Here is a 17,097-nt window from a genome sequence, read left to right on the forward strand (position 1 = left end):
CAACCAAACTATTCAGCATGCTTACTGTTAACAGTTGCTTCTAACATCGGTAAATCAAGACCATTTGCTTTAGCACAGTCGACCGCAATTTCATAACCTGCATCCGCATGGCGCATCACCCCTGTACCTGGATCGTTCCATAAAACTCGACCGAGTCTTGCTTTAGCTTCTTGGGTACCATCAGCCACAATCACCACCCCCGCATGCTGACTAAAGCCCATCCCAACGCCACCACCATGATGGAAACTGACCCAAGTGGCACCACCAGCGGTATTTAATAAAGCATTGAGTAAAGGCCAATCTGATACTGCATCAGACCCATCCAACATCCCTTCAGTTTCACGATTAGGGCTGGCAACGGAACCAGAGTCCAAATGATCTCGGCCAATCACAACAGGTGCCTTTAATTCACCGCTGGCAACCATATCATTAAATGCTTGCGCTAACCTTGCCCGGTCTTTTAAACCCACCCAGCAAATACGAGCAGGCAAGCCTTGGAACTGAATTTTTTCCCGTGCCATATCCAACCAGTTATGCAGGTGTGGATTATCGGGAATTAATTCTTTTACCTTGGCATCGGTTTTATAAATATCTTCAGGGTCTCCAGATAATGCCGCCCAACGGAATGGCCCTATTCCTTCACAAAACAATGGCCTAATATACGCAGGAACAAAACCAGGGAAATCAAAGGCATTTTCCACTCCCTCTTCATACGCCATTTGTCGGATATTATTACCATAGTCCAGGGTAGCAGCGCCTTTTTCCTGCAGCGCTAACATTGCTTTCACATGAATTGCCATAGAAGCTTTCGCTGCTTTTACCACCGCCTGTGGATCTTTTTGGCGCATTTCATCGGCATATTCCAACGACCAGTCTTTAGGTAAATAACCATTAAGTGGATCATGGGCACTGGTCTGATCCGTCACCACATCAGGAATTACACCCCGAGCAACTAATTCTGGAAAAATATCCGCGGCATTACCTAATAACCCTACCGAAATGGCTTTACCTTGCTTGGCAGTATCATTCATCATTTGTAAAGCTTCATCGAGATTGTTGACTTTATAATCCAGATAACGGGTTTCCAGACGCTTATCAATTCGGCTCTCGTCGCATTCAACTGCTAGCATTGAGGCACCAGCCATGGTTGCAGCCAGTGGCTGAGCACCGCCCATTCCCCCTAAACCGGCGGTTAAAATCCATTTACCCGATAAATCGCCATTAAAATGTTTAGTGCCTACTGCTACGAAGGTTTCATAGGTGCCCTGAACAATTCCCTGAGAACCGATATACACCCAAGAGCCAGCAGTCATTTGGCCATACATCATTAGCCCTTGTTTATCCAACTCATTAAAATGTTCCCAGTTAGCCCAATGAGGCACTAAATTAGAATTCGCAATTAATACCCGAGGAGCATCAGGGTGGGTTTTAAAAACCCCTACCGGTTTACCGGATTGAATTAATAAAGACTCGTCATTTTCCAAACGAGTCAATACTTCAACGATTTTGTCGTAGCACTCCCAATTGCGGGCAGCACGACCAATCCCGCCATAAACCACTAGTTCCTCAGGTTTTTCTGCTACCTCGGGATCCAGGTTATTCATTAGCATTCGTAAAGCAGCTTCAGTGAGCCAGCTTTTGGCTGTTAATTTTGTACCAGTTGCTGCTTTAATTTTTCTAGTTTTGTCTACTCTACTCATCACTTGTCTCCTATTACCCTTCGCGAATGATTTTTATACTTTGTTGTCGTCGCTCTTGACCACCATGGAAGGTGGAAATACAGTTAATGCATGGAGCATTTAACTGTCACCCCAATCACCTATTTCAATAGGCTTATGGGGCTTCATCGCTCGACGGCCTCGTCTAAAAACCCTACGCTTTGGGTAAACATTCTTGTTTATCGTGTTATTAATTCGGTTAATCGCGCCACTAACCTTGCTGTCTGTTGGTCACGATCAAACTCTGGATTAAATTCTGCAATATCCGCTAATTTAAGTTTGGGAAAACCATTAGCATCGATTGCAGGTTTAATTTTGTTTTGAATTAAATGTTCTATCAGAGCTAACTCCACTCCACACACAGCAGGAGCACTTACTCCAGGTGCAATTGCTGATGGAAAAACATCTAAACAAACGGTGAGATACAACCAGTCACATTGCTGAATAAACTGATCAAGTTGAGCTTCAATAGCCGGCAGTTGTTGCCAGCTCATGTCTCGATCCAATCGATAGCTCACTTCCAATTGTTGAGCACGATTAAATAAAGCAGGAGTATTACTGGGCTCACTGATACCTAAGCAGCAATATTTAAAGGGGGATTGTTGGGTTTGACAGTATTCAGCAATTTGTCGAAAAGGTGTCCCAGAACTGGGCTTAGCATCCTGTCGTAAATCAAAATGGGCATCAAAATTAATAATGCCGATTACAGGTTGTTGATGGCAGCCTTCAGCGTATTTAGCTAGCCCCTGATAACTACCCCAGGCAACTTCATGGCCACCACCGATAATTAATGGAAAATGCCGTGCTGCTAATAGCATTTCCACCTGGCAAGCTAAGGTTAATTGAGCAAATTCCAGTTGATCATTAGAGCAAATAATATCGCCTGCATCATAAACCGGCCGGGATAATCGATTAGGTAAATTTGCCAACACCTGCCGTGCATTAAACGGCCCTTGGCTGGCACCGAGCCGGCCTTGATTACGCTTAACTCCCGCATCGCTGGCAAAACCCAAGATAGTGACCCCAGCAGCCACCCCTGGTTTAAAGGGCTGAATTAATTGATGCCAGCGTAGCCCAGCTTCACCTTCAAACTCATCCACTCGTCCTTGCCAGAGCGACATATTGGCTGGCTTATACATGTGCGCCACTCCCTGTGATCTGACCATTAACCATTCTTTGTTTAATAACTTGTGGACCAAATTGATAGGCTAATTCTGCCAGGTGCTGAATATCCCAAAGCACCATATCAGCAGCCATACCTTCTTTTATTATCCCCCTGGACTCCTCCATTTTTAACGCCTTAGCTCCGTTAGCAGTAACAGCAGCAATCACTTCTGAGGGTGTCATGCGAAACAGGGTACAGCCCATATTCATCATTAGCCGTATGGATGCCAACGGCGAAGTACCGGGATTAAAGTCTGTGGCTAACGCCATGGGTACTTGGTATTTTCTAAGTAAGTCAATTGGGGGTAATTGCTGTTCCCTTAAAAAATAAAATGCTCCTGGCAACAACACAGCAGCAGTATTACTTTCAGCAAGCGCTTTTACTCCGGCTTCATCCAAGTACTCTAAGTGATCCGCCGACCAGCCTTGATATTTTGCCGTTAAAGCCGCACCAGATAAGTTCGACAGTTGTTCCACATGGGCTTTAACCCCTAATCCACAAGCTTTAGCCGCTTGCATCACTTTTTCTGACTGGGCAGGGCTAAACCCGATACCTTCACAAAATACATCAACTGCATCCGCTAATTGCTGTTCCGCTGCTTGAGGAATAATTTCATTGCAGACTAAGTCGATATACTGGTCTGCCTTACCTTTAAACTCAGGAGGAACCGCATGAGCAGCTAATAAAGTTGTAGAAATATTGATTGGCCGGTGATTAGCTAATTGCTTGGCAACTCGCAATATTTTTAATTCATCGTTCAGGGTTAAGCCATAGCCACTTTTAATTTCTACCGTAGTAACCCCTTCAGCGATGAGTGCATCCAAGCGTGGCAAAGCTAACTTAAGCAGCGCTTCTTCAGAGGCAGATCGGGTGGCAATAACGGTGGATAGAATACCACCACCTTGTTTAGCAATGGTTTCGTAGGGAACACCTTCTAAGCGCTGTTCAAATTCATCGGCCCGATTCCCGGCAAATACCAGGTGAGTATGGCAATCAATTAACCCAGGGCTTAACCAGCCACCTTCACCATCAATAATTCGTTCAGCTTGTGGTAAAGCAGCCCCTGAAGATTGATCAAAAATAGCCATAATCCGGCCATCCTTGACCACTACCGACTGATTTTTTGCAGTCACTAGTCCTTGGTCTGCTAGCTCACCGGTTATCAGGTTAACGTTGGTCCAGACAGTATCTGCTATGGCTGTAGAATGTGTTTGTTCCATTCAGACTTGGTCCTAATTGCTATTACTTTATTTAGTAGTTATTTTGTATATACAAACTAGCTTACTATTTATCAACTACTTCTTCTTTTGTTCTTTCTATTACTAGATATACCTTAAAGCAGATAGAGTACTAACTTTGATGCCGGTATGAATTAGTAGATGCTTCCTAGCTTAGAACTAGATACAGGATTGAGGCGTGTTCTGTATCCTGTATCTAGCCACGCGCAACATTGTTCGTTTCCACTTCTGGCTAGCTATTCATATTGGCTTAGCTAAACTGCTAGCCTCTTATAAAACCATATTTGTATATACAAATATAGATCGAGTTCAACTTGCTCGTCAATTGCTAATTTTTGACTTAATTCATAAGAATGGGAAGTTTGGCTGAATTTTATTCAGCCAAAATTGCTTGGGAGCGAAGCTTATAACGAGAGCCAGGATGAATCAGCTTAGCAACGCTAATTAGTTGACCTGTTGACCAAGTACGACGATTAACCAATAAACAGGGCTCAGCAGACTCAATATGTAACAACTGCTGGATGGTTTCATCAGGCATAATGGCTTCAACGACATGCTCTGCCTCTGATAATGGACAATGTTTTGATAAATACTCATTAGGGGTGGTAGCAGTGAAGTCCTGTTTTAAATAGTCAGGCACTGTTGTTGCGTTAACATAACGCTCTTCCACCTGTAATGGCTGGTCATTTTCTTGATGTACAATCAGTGAATAAAAAATTGTTTCCCCTTCTTGCACTCCTAGTTTTAAAGCCGTTTGCTCAGTGGCAAAAACAGCCTCCAACTTAACCACCTTGCTGCTGTGCACATGGCCTCGACTACGGATTTCATCAGCAATGTTTTTTATTTCCAACAGCGGCGATTCGACTTTCAGGTCTGTCACAAACGTCCCTTGCCCAGGGTAACGCACCAATAACCCTTCTTTTACTAAATCCCTAATCGCTTTATTAGCCGTCATTCGACTTACTTGGAACTTGTCAGAAAGCTCATGCTCTGTAGGAATTCGCTCATGCGGCTTATAGTGACGATCACGAATATTCTGGTAAATAAAGTCTTTTATCTGTTGGTAGCGGGGTTTATCGTTTGTCACCATAACGCTCTAGTTCTGCTTTTTCTGAGTTACTCACACAAACTGTGGATAAGTATGTGAATTTGTTTGGGTCAAACGCCTGTATTAATGAATCTACCAGCTGTTAGCACAGCTGCTCAATTTGGCAACTACTCCTTTTTACTGGCGGGCATTCCAAAAAACACCCTTACTCCCATAACCACTCATGCGTAGAAATTAACAGGCATTCTTAGAATACCATCAATTACTTACTTCCAAGCAAACATTATTCGAACCTGCAATCAATTTGCGGTAAGATCGCCCATCTTTTCAACACCATACCTAACTAAGGTATCTCAAAAGGGGTTGAAGTAAGTTGTGTGTCTGATATGAAATAACAGGATATTCATCCTCCATTCTTGAAGTGCCATCCTTGGCTCATCAAGAGTCAAAGCGACAGCCCAGCCAACACTCTTTATCTCAAAGTAGAGTTGCTGTCGTTAACCATGCAGTAGCTGGTTAACCCATGTCGCAGCTACAGAATACCCTGTCATTCCATATCCATTAGCTTCTACAGCCCTACATTTTGGTCAATGAGGAAGTTATTAAATGCTTGAGGCATTATTTAAACTCAAAGCCCACAATACCTGTGTAAAAACTGAAGTATTAGCCGGTTTTACCACTTTCTTAACGATGGCGTACATCGTGTTTGTTAACCCCAATATGCTAGCCGCAGCGGGAATGGATCAAGGGGCTGTGTTTGTCGCTACCTGCCTGGCAGCCGCTATTGGTTGTTTGATTATGGGGCTCTGGGCAAACTACCCCATCGCCTTAGCACCCGGAATGGGACTTAATGCCTTTTTTACTTTTACCGTCGTCAATCAGCTTCATTATCCATGGGAAGTCGCATTAGGAGCTGTCTTTATCTCCGGTATCTGTTTCTTTTTATTAAGCGCTTTTCGTATTAGAGAATGGATCATCAACAGTATCCCCATGGCATTACGGGTAGGGATTGGCGCAGGGATTGGCTTATTTTTAGGCTTTATTGCACTAAAGAATGCCGGCTTGGTGGTCGATAACCCTGCAACATTTGTTACCTTGGGCAATATTGCCTCATTCCCTGTAGCCATGGCTGCACTAGGGTTCTTTTTAATCATTGCCCTAAGTTACCGCCAAATAACTGGCAGCGTTATGGTGAGCATCTTAGCAGTGACAATGATTAGCCTGTTAGCCGGCCAAACCGAATACCAAGGCATTGTGTCAATGCCTCCCAGTTTGACCCCAACCTTAATGAAGCTAAATATTGCTGATGCTTTAGAAGTCAGCATGATCAGTATTATTTTCGCGTTTATTTTCGTTGACTTGTTTGATACCTCCGGCACTCTGATTGCTGTTGCCCAAAAAGGTAAAATGCTTGATAAGCAGGGCCGATTACCACGACTGGGCAAAGCCTTAATGGCTGATAGCTCAGCCTCAATGGCCGGGGCCATGTTAGGTACCTCGACTACCACCAGTTATATTGAAAGTGCAGCAGGTATCGAAGCAGGCGGCAGAACCGGTTTAACTGCAGTAGTTGTCGCTATTTTATTTTTATTATGCCTGTTCTTCTCGCCACTGGTTGGTACCGTACCTGCCTATGCTACAGCTCCCGCATTATTTTACGTAGCAGTACTCATGACTGGCGGACTCACTCATATTAACTGGGATGATATTACTGATGCCGCTCCTGTCGTGATTGCAGCTGTAACTATGCCGCTCACATTTTCTATTTCTAATGGCATAGCGCTTGGTTTTATTTCATACACTATTATCAAATTACTCAGTGGTAAAACCAGCCAATTGAACCCAGCGCTATTAATCTTGAGTGTTTTATTTTTAGTTAAGTTATCCCTTTTTAATTAATTGAATTCTGATTGGTATAGAGCTCATGGCTGTTATTGATATCGACCCTAAGCAGTACCCCCAGCAACTCAAGGAAAAGGCGGAACAGCTCAGTGCAGCTTATGCTGACTTTAACCCACCCCAGCTGGAAATTTATCCTTCGCTGCCACAGCACTACCGAATGCGGGCAGAATTTAGAATTTGGCGAGATAATGGCCGTATTCATTACGCCATGTTCAACCCAGAAAATAAGCAAGTGATTGAGGTCACTGAGTTTCCAGTAGCGACCTTATCCATTTCTGAGTTGATGCCTAAATTATTAATCGCTTTACAAGCTGAGGAAGTTTTACACAAGCGGCTATTTCAAGTGGAATTTCTTGCTAGTCAAACAGGTGATGTATTAGTCAGTTTAATTTATCATAAGCCATTAGATGCCAGCTGGGAACAAGCCGCTAAGCAACTAGAGCAGCAGCTGAATATTCATATTATTGGTCGCTCACGAAAACAGCGTATTGTACTGAGTCAAGACTATGTTATTGAAAAGTTGACCATTGATGAGCAAAACTACTTCTATCAACAAATCGAAAACAGTTTTACTCAACCTAACGCTCATGTTTGCGAGAAAATGTTGAGCTGGGCAACTGGGATCGCTGAAGAGCTAAGTGGTGATTTACTAGAGCTTTATTGTGGGAATGGTAATTTTACCGTGCCACTGGCTAAGCAGTTCAATAAAGTGTTAGCAACGGAAATATCAAAAACCTCTGTCAAAGCAGCAGAGTACAATTTTCAGCGTAATAATATTAAGAATGTCACCATTGCACGAATGGCTAGTGAAGAATTAACAGAAGCTCTGAATAATGTCAGAGCCTTTCGCCGTTTAGCCCATGTAGACTTAGACGATTATCAGTTTTCCACGGTTTTTGTCGACCCACCCAGAGCTGGGCTTGATCCAGCAACAGAAGAGTTGGTTAAGCAGTTTGATAATATTATTTATATTTCCTGCAACCCAACTACACAACAGCAAAATATTACAAACCTAATGGATACCCATCAGGTAAAACGTTTTGCTTTATTTGATCAATTTCCTTACACCCACCATATGGAAGCAGGTGTATTGCTGCAAAAAAGATAACATCAAAAAAAGGCTGTAAAATACAGCCTTTTTTTCTACTGTGCTATCTCAACTGCACTAGCTCAACTGCCTCCTAATGATCCGGCCGCTCAATTCGGCTTTCTACTAGCGCAACGATAATTCCTACAGCAAGCCCTGCAATCAAGATAGTGCCCAGAGAAATCATCAATGTCATACCAGCAACCGCAACTGTTGAGCCCATCATTTCACCCCTTTGCATCTATCAAAGAATATAAGCAATAGATTAAAAGAGAGGATTAACTCCTGAGTTGATTAAGATCAACGGCGCTTGCATTTATAATCAATAGTTCCACCAATATGGGAGCCTGCTTGAAAAATATAATGAGCACTCACCTCTTTATTGAGACTTTTTGGTAGAACAAAAGAACCCCACATACCACCACCATCAAAACCATTGGTGGTCACTGCATTAAAAGGCTTAAACTGATAATGATCATGGTAAACAACGGGGTTATAATCTGGGTTTTGATAAAGTCGGCCAAATCGAAATAAAGCATAATAACCATAACGATCAGCTAAAATAGAAGGCCCAGTTTCATCAGTTACTAACACATGACCAAGGGCCTGAGTTAAATAAATTAACCCCTTTTCATCCTTCATCAACTTCATCTCAAACCGAGAATTCACTGGCGCACCCGCTCCATTCTGACGTATTTTTCCATCGGCATAACACAAATACCGTGCTACATAATCATCAGCAATTGCTACTTGGCTGCTGGCAGCCCAAAGTGAAGCAAAAAATAAACAATAACGTTTCAAGGTTGGTTCCTTAAGTAAAGGTTTGCTTTTGAAAGTAAACAACTTAAAACCAAAAAAACTTCAATTTAGTTTTAAGTAACACTAAAACAGCAGTTTCTTATTTATAAAATAAAAACAACACAAAAAAAGCAACATACAATAAATATTTTATTCAGACTGAATAGTCATTTATAGACCAATAGACTAGATGCAACATCCTGCTGTATTTAAGAATCTTTAGAGATAGACTTTAATTGAAGGACTTTTACTCCCTAAAGCCATTTATATCGCATTTAACAATCCAACATTTACTAAAGTCGAATAAAAAAAACTTTCTTTTCAAGTTAAAGTTTAGTAACAATACACCCTCAGTCATAACAGATATTAACCAGACAAATAACTAAAGCGAGTTTCATAATAATAAAAAGTTTTTATTCACTTACTTAACCATTAATAAATCTAAATCCTACCACTACTAACTAGCAGTTAGCTGTAGTGTGCAGGTTACATTTTAGCCTATTAGTTTATTAAAACTTATCGGGCAGGTGGTTTTTTGCCAAAAAATACGGCAGGTAAGTGAGTAAGAAGTAGCTATAGCCTTTTATAAAAAAGGGTATAAAACAACCTTTAGGAGTAGATAATAACAATGCATATATTCAAACGCACCGCGCTTTGTACCGCTATCGTGGCCGCATCTTCGTTTAATATGGTAACCCATGCAGATGAAGGTTTTATTGAGGGCAGCTCGTTAGATGCAGTTCTTCGGAATGTTTATTTTAACCGGGATGGCCGCCACGGCTCTGACTATGACAATAGAGAATGGATACAAGGTCTCCAACTCAATTATACATCCGGTTACTTTGCAGACATCATAGGGTTTGATGCTTCTTATTATGGCGCTTGGGATTTAGACTCCCCAGGTAATAATTTTACTCATTTACCTGCAGATGGAAGAAATCCTAAAGAAACTAACGATATAAGCCTGCTAGGCCAAGCTTATGTGAAAGTAAAGTTAGGTGACGATGATTTAAATTTTAATTTCAAACATGGTCGAATGCGTCGTGACACGAACCTAATTCAAGGTTCTGGTTCCCGTGCTGTACCCAGCTCTGTATATGGCACTGCAGCTGACATCAATGTTCATGGACTAAAGTTACATGGTACTTATTTAACCGAAGGATCATGGCGTAATATGGGACACTTTGAGCACTTTGGTGATGGTACTGAAGAAGTTAACTACATTCAAAGCTATGGCTTAGCTTATGAGTTTGATAATGGCTTAGGCTTTGAATATGACTGGGGAGAATCAAACAGCTTTTTAGAAGGACAACAGTTCAAGGTTTACCACACATTCAGCTTAGCTGATAATACCCAACTCTATCTAGAAGGCATTCATCATAGAGTTAAAGAAAATGGTGATGCTTTTATTCGAAGTAAAATAAATAAAGACAGAACCGCGGCCCAAGCAGCTAGTTTTGACGGTTATGATTCCCAAAACACCCAACTCCTAGCCAAACTTACAGTAGATGAATTAACGCTAAAAACAGCTTACCATCAAACTAAAGGTGCAGATTTTGAATATGATTGGGCAGCTTCTCCCTCAGGTTTTGGAGGATTTAATTCCATGGTTCCCTACTGGTCAGACTTTATTTGTAAAGACCAAAAGGCAATAATGGTTGGCTTTGAGTATGACTTTGCAGGAGTTGGGGTACCTGGACTTACCTTAGAAGCAGGCTATAGAAAAGGCTTTGATGGCGATAAGAACAACACTGGCATTGAGACGACTAGCCGTGGCAACAAGGAATGGGGCAGGGATACAACCATCGCTTATGAATTTCAAACAGCTGCACTTAAAGGTTTAAAACTTAAGTGGACTAACTATACCCATAGAGAAGCATCTGGCCTAAAAAATGAAGATATAGACAACAACCAAATTTACATTGATTACACCTTCAACATCTTCTAGTAATTACTCCTAATCATTAAACACGACTAGACGTGTACATTATCTAATGACCTACTATTCCTTTCAGCCTGTCATTTTTGACAGGCTTTTTTATTTACAACACTTACCGCAACTGTGAAAGAAATCACGTTATTTTTAGTCCTTGCTAATACAATGATTGTCGTTTAAATGGACTATATCCCTTACTTTGGGCATTTTGCAATCAAATTGAATAATGTAAATAGCGACTAACAAGGACTGTTAATCATGCGAAAACTCTTCATCAATACATTTGCGGCCATTTCATTACTGTCTGCCAATGTCACCATGGCAGATTACAGCCTGGCTGACCCAATTTCAGAGCCTCTACCCTATTCAGTCATTGACCAAGGAGTTTATAGTGTTGAAGAGTCTAAAAAGCTCGAAGTGATTACCGACCAAGGTACTTTAGCAGCCCGCTATTATGCAGAAAATCCAAGTGGAGGCACAGGGTTACCCATTATTGATTTTAATGAATATTTAGTGCTGGGCATTTATATGGGTACTCAACCCAGCGGCGGTTTTATGATTGAAGTAGCAGATGTACGGGAGAAAGAAAATAAAGTCATTGCGACAGTTAACTCAATAGAACCGGGAAAACGCTGCGCAGTGATTACTTCTCTTACATCACCCTACCAGTTAGTGCAGGTAAAAATTCCTCATGCTCCAATGCAGGTAGTATTTAAAGAAACCAATCAGGTTATGGAGTGTGAATAAGTAAGTTTTTCCTCCCAGCACCGAAAAGGAAGGGAAGATTAGCACAATGGCACAATCCAACCGCCCCCTTTTTTCAAAGGGGGCATCAATTTTTGCGAAGCCATCAAAATATATAGTAGAGAGAAGCCCCTTATTAATACAACATCCATTGATCTGACACAAAAACATCACTTTACTTAAATGCTATATTTATAAGAGGATCCGAGTATTGCACTCACAATTATGTTAAAAACACGATGAGCGACTTTGAAAATATATTCGACGCCAGTTATGAGCGAGTGTTAGGCAAAGAAATTAATGCCAGATCATTTTTTGATGCCTTTTATCTTAACTTTACCAATAAATCAGATGCAATTGCCAGAGCCTTTGCTAACACTGATATGAGCAAGCAAAAACGGTTATTAGAAAAGTCTTTTTATAAACTACTCACTTTTTATGCCACCAATAATGCCACAGACTATTTAGAAAAAATTGCGATTCAGCACAATCGCCTTCACCTTAATATTCTGCCTGAATGGTATGACATCTGGTTAGAAGCCCTTGTAGAAACCGTTGCCCAATATGATGACGAGTTTTCAGATAATATAGAGCTTGCCTGGCGACTGGTTTTAGCTAGTGGAATCACCTATATGAAGTTTAAATATAGTCATGTTGAGGAGTAAACCCTCCTTTTTTCAGGCGAAGCAGTCCCCTCCAGACCAATAACAGTACAATTTTCAGCCCTTCCCCCAGCCTTTGATACTTTGAAGCTAAACTGATAAGAAAGTATGGCTGGGTCATTCTATGAAACAACAAACAGACAAGTTAAAGCTCAGTGTTGAACGGCTGAAGACCACTATTTCTCACAATGACTTTCCATTTGCTACCACAGATAAGCTAAAGCCCTACTATGGCATTTTAGGCCAGGATAGAGCCGTTACTGCCTTGCAGTTCGGCGTGGCTATGCAGCAAAGTGGCTATCATATGTATGTGATGGGAAGACCTGGTAGCGGTCGCAACTCTTATGTAAAAGCTTTTCTTGATAAAGAAGCTAAGCGACAAACGACCCCGCATGATTATTTATATGTAAATAATTATAGACTCACTAGAGAGCCTTTTGTTTTAGCTTTGCCTGCAGGGATGGCTAATATTTTTAGAGATGATTTTGAACAGCTATTGGATAATTTATTAGCCACATTCCCCGCCGCCTTTGAACATCCCAGTTATCAACAACAAAAAGCCAGAGTTGAACAAGAATTTAACCAACAATACGACCGTGCTATCGATACAGTCGAAAAAGCAGCTTTAAAGCATAGCATTGCACTATTCAAAGATACCAACACCATCAGCTTTACTCCTGTGAAAGGGGGGAAAATGATGGATGAAGCCGAGTTTGCCAGTTTACCCGATGACGAACGAGAAGCCTTTCATCAACATATTTCTCACCTGGAGATATTACTCAATGAGGCTCTGGTAGGACTCCCACAATGGAAGCGGGAATCATCGGACAAAATGCGCAAACTTAACCGGCAAACCATTAATCGAGCTATCGCTCCTCTATTTCGTCCCTTACATGATAAATATAAAGGAATGGCAAAAATCCAAGACTTTCTTCAAGCCACTAAAGAGCAGTTACACAAGACAGTGATCGAGTTATTAGTTGAAGAAAGTGAGGAAGCGCGAGAAGATGCCGAAAAGAAAGAAGCATTAACTAGTGAGTTTGCTCCTAATTTAGTCGTAGCACGAGATAAAACAGCAGGCGCCCCTGTTATTCATGAGTCACACCCTAGCTACCGAAACCTATTTGGACGAGTTGAATACAGCAGTGACTTAGGTACGTTAGTCACTAATTTTCGTCACATTTGCCCTGGATCGCTACACCAAGCTAATGGTGGTTACCTGATTATTGATGCCGATAAACTACTGACTGAACCTCATGTGTGGGATGCATTAAAAAGAGCATTAAAAGAAGAGGAAATACGGCTTGAGTCGCTTGTTTCTGAACTGGGGTTAGTCAATACGATAAGCCTGAATCCTCAACCTATTCCCTTGAAGGTAAAAATAGTACTGATTGGCGACCGAGAAACCTACCACCTACTCCAAGCCTACGACAGCGATTTTCACAAACTATTTAAAGTGACCGTCGATTTTGATGATGAAATATTACTTAATGAAGAAACCAAAGATGGCTTTGCCCGACTAATGCAAACCTATGTCGAAAAAAATCTATTTAAACCGCTTACTTCTGCAGCTGTTGCACGATTAATTGAACATAGCTTACGGTTAGCGGAAAATAAATCTAAACTATCAGCCTCATTCAGAGATATGTTTGACTTAGTCAGTGAAGCGAACTGCTTAAGACGAATGGCGAGAGATAAATTAATTGAGGTAGAACATATTGAACGAGCCCTTCATGGCCAAGAGTGGCGCACTAATCGCCTGTCTAGTGAGATTATGGATGACATGCTGGACAATACTATTTTAATTGATACTCAAGGAGAATATGTTGGTAAAATAAATGGCTTAACTGTACTGGATTTAGGCAACAATTGCATTGGAACCCCTTCAAGAATCTCCGCAACTGTTTTTCCAGGCACTGCCGGTATTGTTGATATTGAACGAGAGGCAGAGCTAGGTCAGGCTATTCACTCCAAAGGCGTCATGATTTTATCAGGTTATTTAGGTCAAAAATATGCGCAGGATTTTCCACTTAATTTGACCGCCAATATTGCCCTTGAACAATCCTACGGCAAGGTGGATGGTGATAGCGCCTCTCTGGCTGAGCTGTGCTGCTTGATCTCGGCCATCACTCAAATCCCTCTTTCCCAAAGCCTAGCTTTAACCGGTTCAATTAATCAATATGGTGAAGTACAAGCCGTTGGCGGAATTAATGAAAAGATAGAAGGCTTTTTCAAGCTGTGTGAAAAAAGAGGCCTCACCGGTAATCAAGGAGTGATTATTCCAGCTGCCAATGTAAAAAACCTAATGCTTAATCAACCAGTGGTCGAGGCCGTCACTGCCGATAAGTTTGCTATTTATGCCATTAACAAAGTTGATCAAGCATTAGAATTACTCACCCACCGTCCAGTAGGTGAACTTGATGAAAACCATCAATACCCTACTAATTCGATTAATGGGATTGCCATTACTAAATTAAAAAAATTGGCTGAGCTGGCTAATAATCATCACCATTAAGCGATTAACATTTACAATAACAATAAGCTTTACAGCCAGGTTTCCTCAATCCGAATAGCATCAGGGTGCTGTTGCAAAAACTCTAATGCATAATTTAATTCACCCTTTGCTTCCGCATGTAAGGTAAATAACGGTTGTCCAGATACAACCTGATCACCCAATTTAACTTGCATTTCAAGGCCTGCGGTTTTCACTACTGGCGCCCCAACAAAATGGGCCAGCCTGGCAATAAAGCGATTATCAATATAGGTAATTATACCATTATGGGAGGCCGTCACCTCATAAACATTATTAGCCACCGGCGGTTCAGTGAAGCCGCCTTGTGCTTCACAAATGGCCATAAACTTTTTCTCGGCTGCCCCAGAGTTTAAGATTTTCTGGGCAAGCCGATAACCTTCTCCTTCATCCGCTTTACTGCCTATTTCTAATAATTTTCCAGCAATAATCAGGGCTCGTTGTGCCAGTTCTATTGGTGCATCAGGATCACAGCGTAAGACAGCAAGCACATCTTTTGCTTCCAGGGCAGGGCCTATACCAAAGCCTATCGGTTGATTTCCATCAGAAGTCATTGCGGTTACTTCAATGCCCAGTGCTTCACCGGTAGCAACCAATAACCGCTGCAAACGAAAAGCAGCTGATTGATTTTTAATTTTAGCCGTAGGACCTATAGGGATATCAATAAGTACATGGCTGGAACCAGCCGCTATTTTTTTGGCTAATACCGAAGCAACCATCTGCCCTTCACTATCAAGGTTCAAGGCTCGCTGCACTCTTAATAAAATATCGTCAGCAGGACACAAGCTAACCGAACCACCCCAGACTAGACAGCCATTTTCTTGTTCTACCACCTGACGAATTTGCTCCAAACTCAAATTAACAGGGGTCATCACTTCCATCGTATCAACAGTACCTGCAGGCGAAGTGATTGCCCGAGAAGAGGTTTTTGGCATGGTTAAACCAGCAGCAGCAACTATTGCTACGACTAACGGTGAAGTGCGATTACCTGGCACGCCTCCTACACAATGTTTATCCAGCACCTGCGGTATATTCCAATCAATTCGTTGTCCAGAGTTTACCATTGCCTTAGTAATAGCAAGCACTTCTGGGGGCGACAAATGGGTACCAGAACAAGCCGCTAAATAAGTGGCCAACTGAATATCAGGATAATGTCCCAGGCAAATGTCGTGCATCACTTCAAAGACAGAGCTTTCCTCAAACGATTTACCAGCCAATTTACTTTTCACACAAGCAAAAGACTCCGCAGGTTTTGCATGACTACAATGCACCTGTTCACCTTCATCTGCTTTTAATAGTTGCCAGGCTGCCTCAGACAAGCCAATTTCTTGATTAGTTAACAACTGATTAGTAATAAATTGTATTGTGGCAATTATACTTCGATTTTCAGTGGCTATCTTGATTCGTGAATGAACAGAAAATCCTTCTGACTTGCACACATGGCAGTCTTGCCGTAAATAAGCAACCGGCTCTTGGTGGGTATCAATGCCAATTCTACGTAGTCGCAATGGTTGTTTTTCTGCTTCCATTATGGTCCTTCAGTAACAAAGCAATAACTAACAAAAAAATTATAATCAAGGGCACCTCTAATACAACACTACCCTCCATTAGCAGTCAAAGCAATTTACTGCTTGGAACAGTATAACCCATAAAAATTCTAGCCCAGATATCTAAAAGATATCTAATAGCTACAGTCTCGTTGGGCCACATAGAAATTTCCTGTGATCAGATGAAATATTCACGATAGTAAGTCTAAACTTATATTTAGATATCCTCACCCATGTTGGAATGTGAATTTATGCAATTTCCAAAGCTACACGATGTATTGGATTATGTGGTTAAGACCCACTGGCAGATGAGTCAGCTTTATCAAAAGCTAAGCCATAAGGCAGAACAAGAAAAAGTGAAGCTACTACTGGATTACTTAGTAGAACACGAAAAAGCAATCAGTGATTATTTAATAAAAATTGAAGAACACACGCCAAGTCAGGTGATTAACTTATGGTATCAAGAGCTAACTAACGACCCATTATTCAGGCAATACCATGCCAAGGACTTTGATAAGGATATTTCCCTTAATGATGTTATGCAAATTGCATTAGAGCTGGATGACCGACTGATTGACTTGTATCAATTACTCGCCAGTCATGCAAAGTCACATCAAGCCAAAGAAACACTTAATAATTTACTTTATCTAGAAAAACAGCGAAAAAAACAATTTCTGCTAAATGCTTTACAACTCAATATAGATTAAGCTTTTACCTGAAAA

At 41.4% G+C, this 17,097-nt stretch carries 14 protein-coding genes; 7 read left to right on the plus strand and 7 right to left on the minus strand.

Annotation, left to right across the window (positions count from 1 at the left end; all coding sequences use genetic code 11):
* Positions 1–8: 8 nt before the first annotated feature.
* The 4 genes from hutU to hutC form a co-directional block, all read right to left on the minus strand.
* Entirely contained in the window at positions 9–1,700 is a 1,692-nt protein-coding gene (gene hutU / locus OQE68_RS05475; protein WP_180570331.1) for a urocanate hydratase, read from the minus strand.
* Between the two features lie 197 nt (positions 1,701–1,897).
* A complete protein-coding gene (gene hutG, locus OQE68_RS05480) occupies positions 1,898–2,857 on the minus strand; it encodes a formimidoylglutamase (protein ID WP_180570330.1) in 960 nt (319 codons plus the stop codon).
* Complete coding sequence (gene hutI / locus OQE68_RS05485; protein ID WP_180570329.1) at positions 2,850–4,103, minus strand: imidazolonepropionase; 1,254 nt, start codon at positions 4,101–4,103, stop codon at positions 2,850–2,852. Before hutI ends, hutG begins: the two co-directional genes overlap by 8 nt.
* Before the next feature lie 391 nt (positions 4,104–4,494).
* Positions 4,495–5,211, minus strand: coding sequence for a histidine utilization transcriptional repressor HutC (hutC, locus tag OQE68_RS05490; RefSeq protein ID WP_180570328.1), 717 nt, complete (start codon positions 5,209–5,211; stop codon positions 4,495–4,497).
* A gap of 564 nt (positions 5,212–5,775) precedes the next feature.
* On the opposite strand from hutC, the gene OQE68_RS05495 reads away from it, so the two are divergent.
* On the plus strand, positions 5,776–7,068 hold the full coding sequence (locus OQE68_RS05495; protein WP_180570327.1) for an NCS2 family permease: 1,293 nt from the start codon (positions 5,776–5,778) through the stop codon (positions 7,066–7,068).
* 25 nt (positions 7,069–7,093) lie between these two features.
* Complete coding sequence (gene trmA / locus OQE68_RS05500) at positions 7,094–8,179, plus strand: tRNA (uridine(54)-C5)-methyltransferase TrmA (RefSeq protein ID WP_180570326.1); 1,086 nt, start codon at positions 7,094–7,096, stop codon at positions 8,177–8,179.
* 73 nt (positions 8,180–8,252) lie between these two features.
* Here trmA and OQE68_RS05505 read toward each other — a convergent pair whose 3' ends face one another.
* Complete coding sequence (locus OQE68_RS05505) at positions 8,253–8,384, minus strand: hypothetical protein (protein ID WP_255491000.1); 132 nt, start codon at positions 8,382–8,384, stop codon at positions 8,253–8,255.
* Between the two features lie 74 nt (positions 8,385–8,458).
* On the minus strand, positions 8,459–8,959 hold the full coding sequence (locus tag OQE68_RS05510) for a hypothetical protein (protein WP_180570325.1): 501 nt from the start codon (positions 8,957–8,959) through the stop codon (positions 8,459–8,461).
* 625 nt (positions 8,960–9,584) lie between these two features.
* Here OQE68_RS05510 and OQE68_RS05515 point away from each other — a divergent pair.
* From OQE68_RS05515 to OQE68_RS05530, 4 genes are all read left to right on the plus strand, one after another.
* On the plus strand, positions 9,585–10,904 hold the full coding sequence (locus OQE68_RS05515; protein WP_180570324.1) for an OprD family outer membrane porin: 1,320 nt from the start codon (positions 9,585–9,587) through the stop codon (positions 10,902–10,904).
* A gap of 246 nt (positions 10,905–11,150) precedes the next feature.
* Entirely contained in the window at positions 11,151–11,639 is a 489-nt protein-coding gene (locus OQE68_RS05520; protein WP_180570323.1) for a protease complex subunit PrcB family protein, read from the plus strand.
* Between the two features lie 236 nt (positions 11,640–11,875).
* Positions 11,876–12,301, plus strand: coding sequence for a globin (locus tag OQE68_RS05525; protein WP_180570322.1), 426 nt, complete (start codon positions 11,876–11,878; stop codon positions 12,299–12,301).
* Positions 12,302–12,422: 121 nt separating this feature from the next.
* Positions 12,423–14,813 (plus strand): Lon protease family protein, encoded by a 2,391-nt coding sequence (locus OQE68_RS05530; protein WP_180570321.1) that lies wholly within the window; start codon positions 12,423–12,425, stop codon positions 14,811–14,813.
* Between the two features lie 29 nt (positions 14,814–14,842).
* On the opposite strand, the gene OQE68_RS05535 is transcribed toward OQE68_RS05530, so the two are convergent.
* Positions 14,843–16,357 carry a thymidine phosphorylase family protein gene (locus OQE68_RS05535; protein WP_180570320.1) on the minus strand — a complete coding sequence of 505 codons (1,515 nt, stop codon included), beginning with the start codon at positions 16,355–16,357 and terminating at the stop codon, positions 14,843–14,845.
* Positions 16,358–16,626: 269 nt separating this feature from the next.
* Here OQE68_RS05535 and OQE68_RS05540 point away from each other — a divergent pair, with 269 nt between their 5' ends.
* On the plus strand, positions 16,627–17,082 hold the full coding sequence (locus OQE68_RS05540; RefSeq protein WP_180570319.1) for a hypothetical protein: 456 nt from the start codon (positions 16,627–16,629) through the stop codon (positions 17,080–17,082).
* The last annotated feature ends 15 nt before the right edge of the window (positions 17,083–17,097 follow it).

Origin of the sequence: Spartinivicinus marinus (assembly GCF_026309355.1) — a bacterium.
In the GTDB taxonomy this organism is placed as follows: domain Bacteria; phylum Pseudomonadota; class Gammaproteobacteria; order Pseudomonadales; family Zooshikellaceae; genus Spartinivicinus; species Spartinivicinus marinus.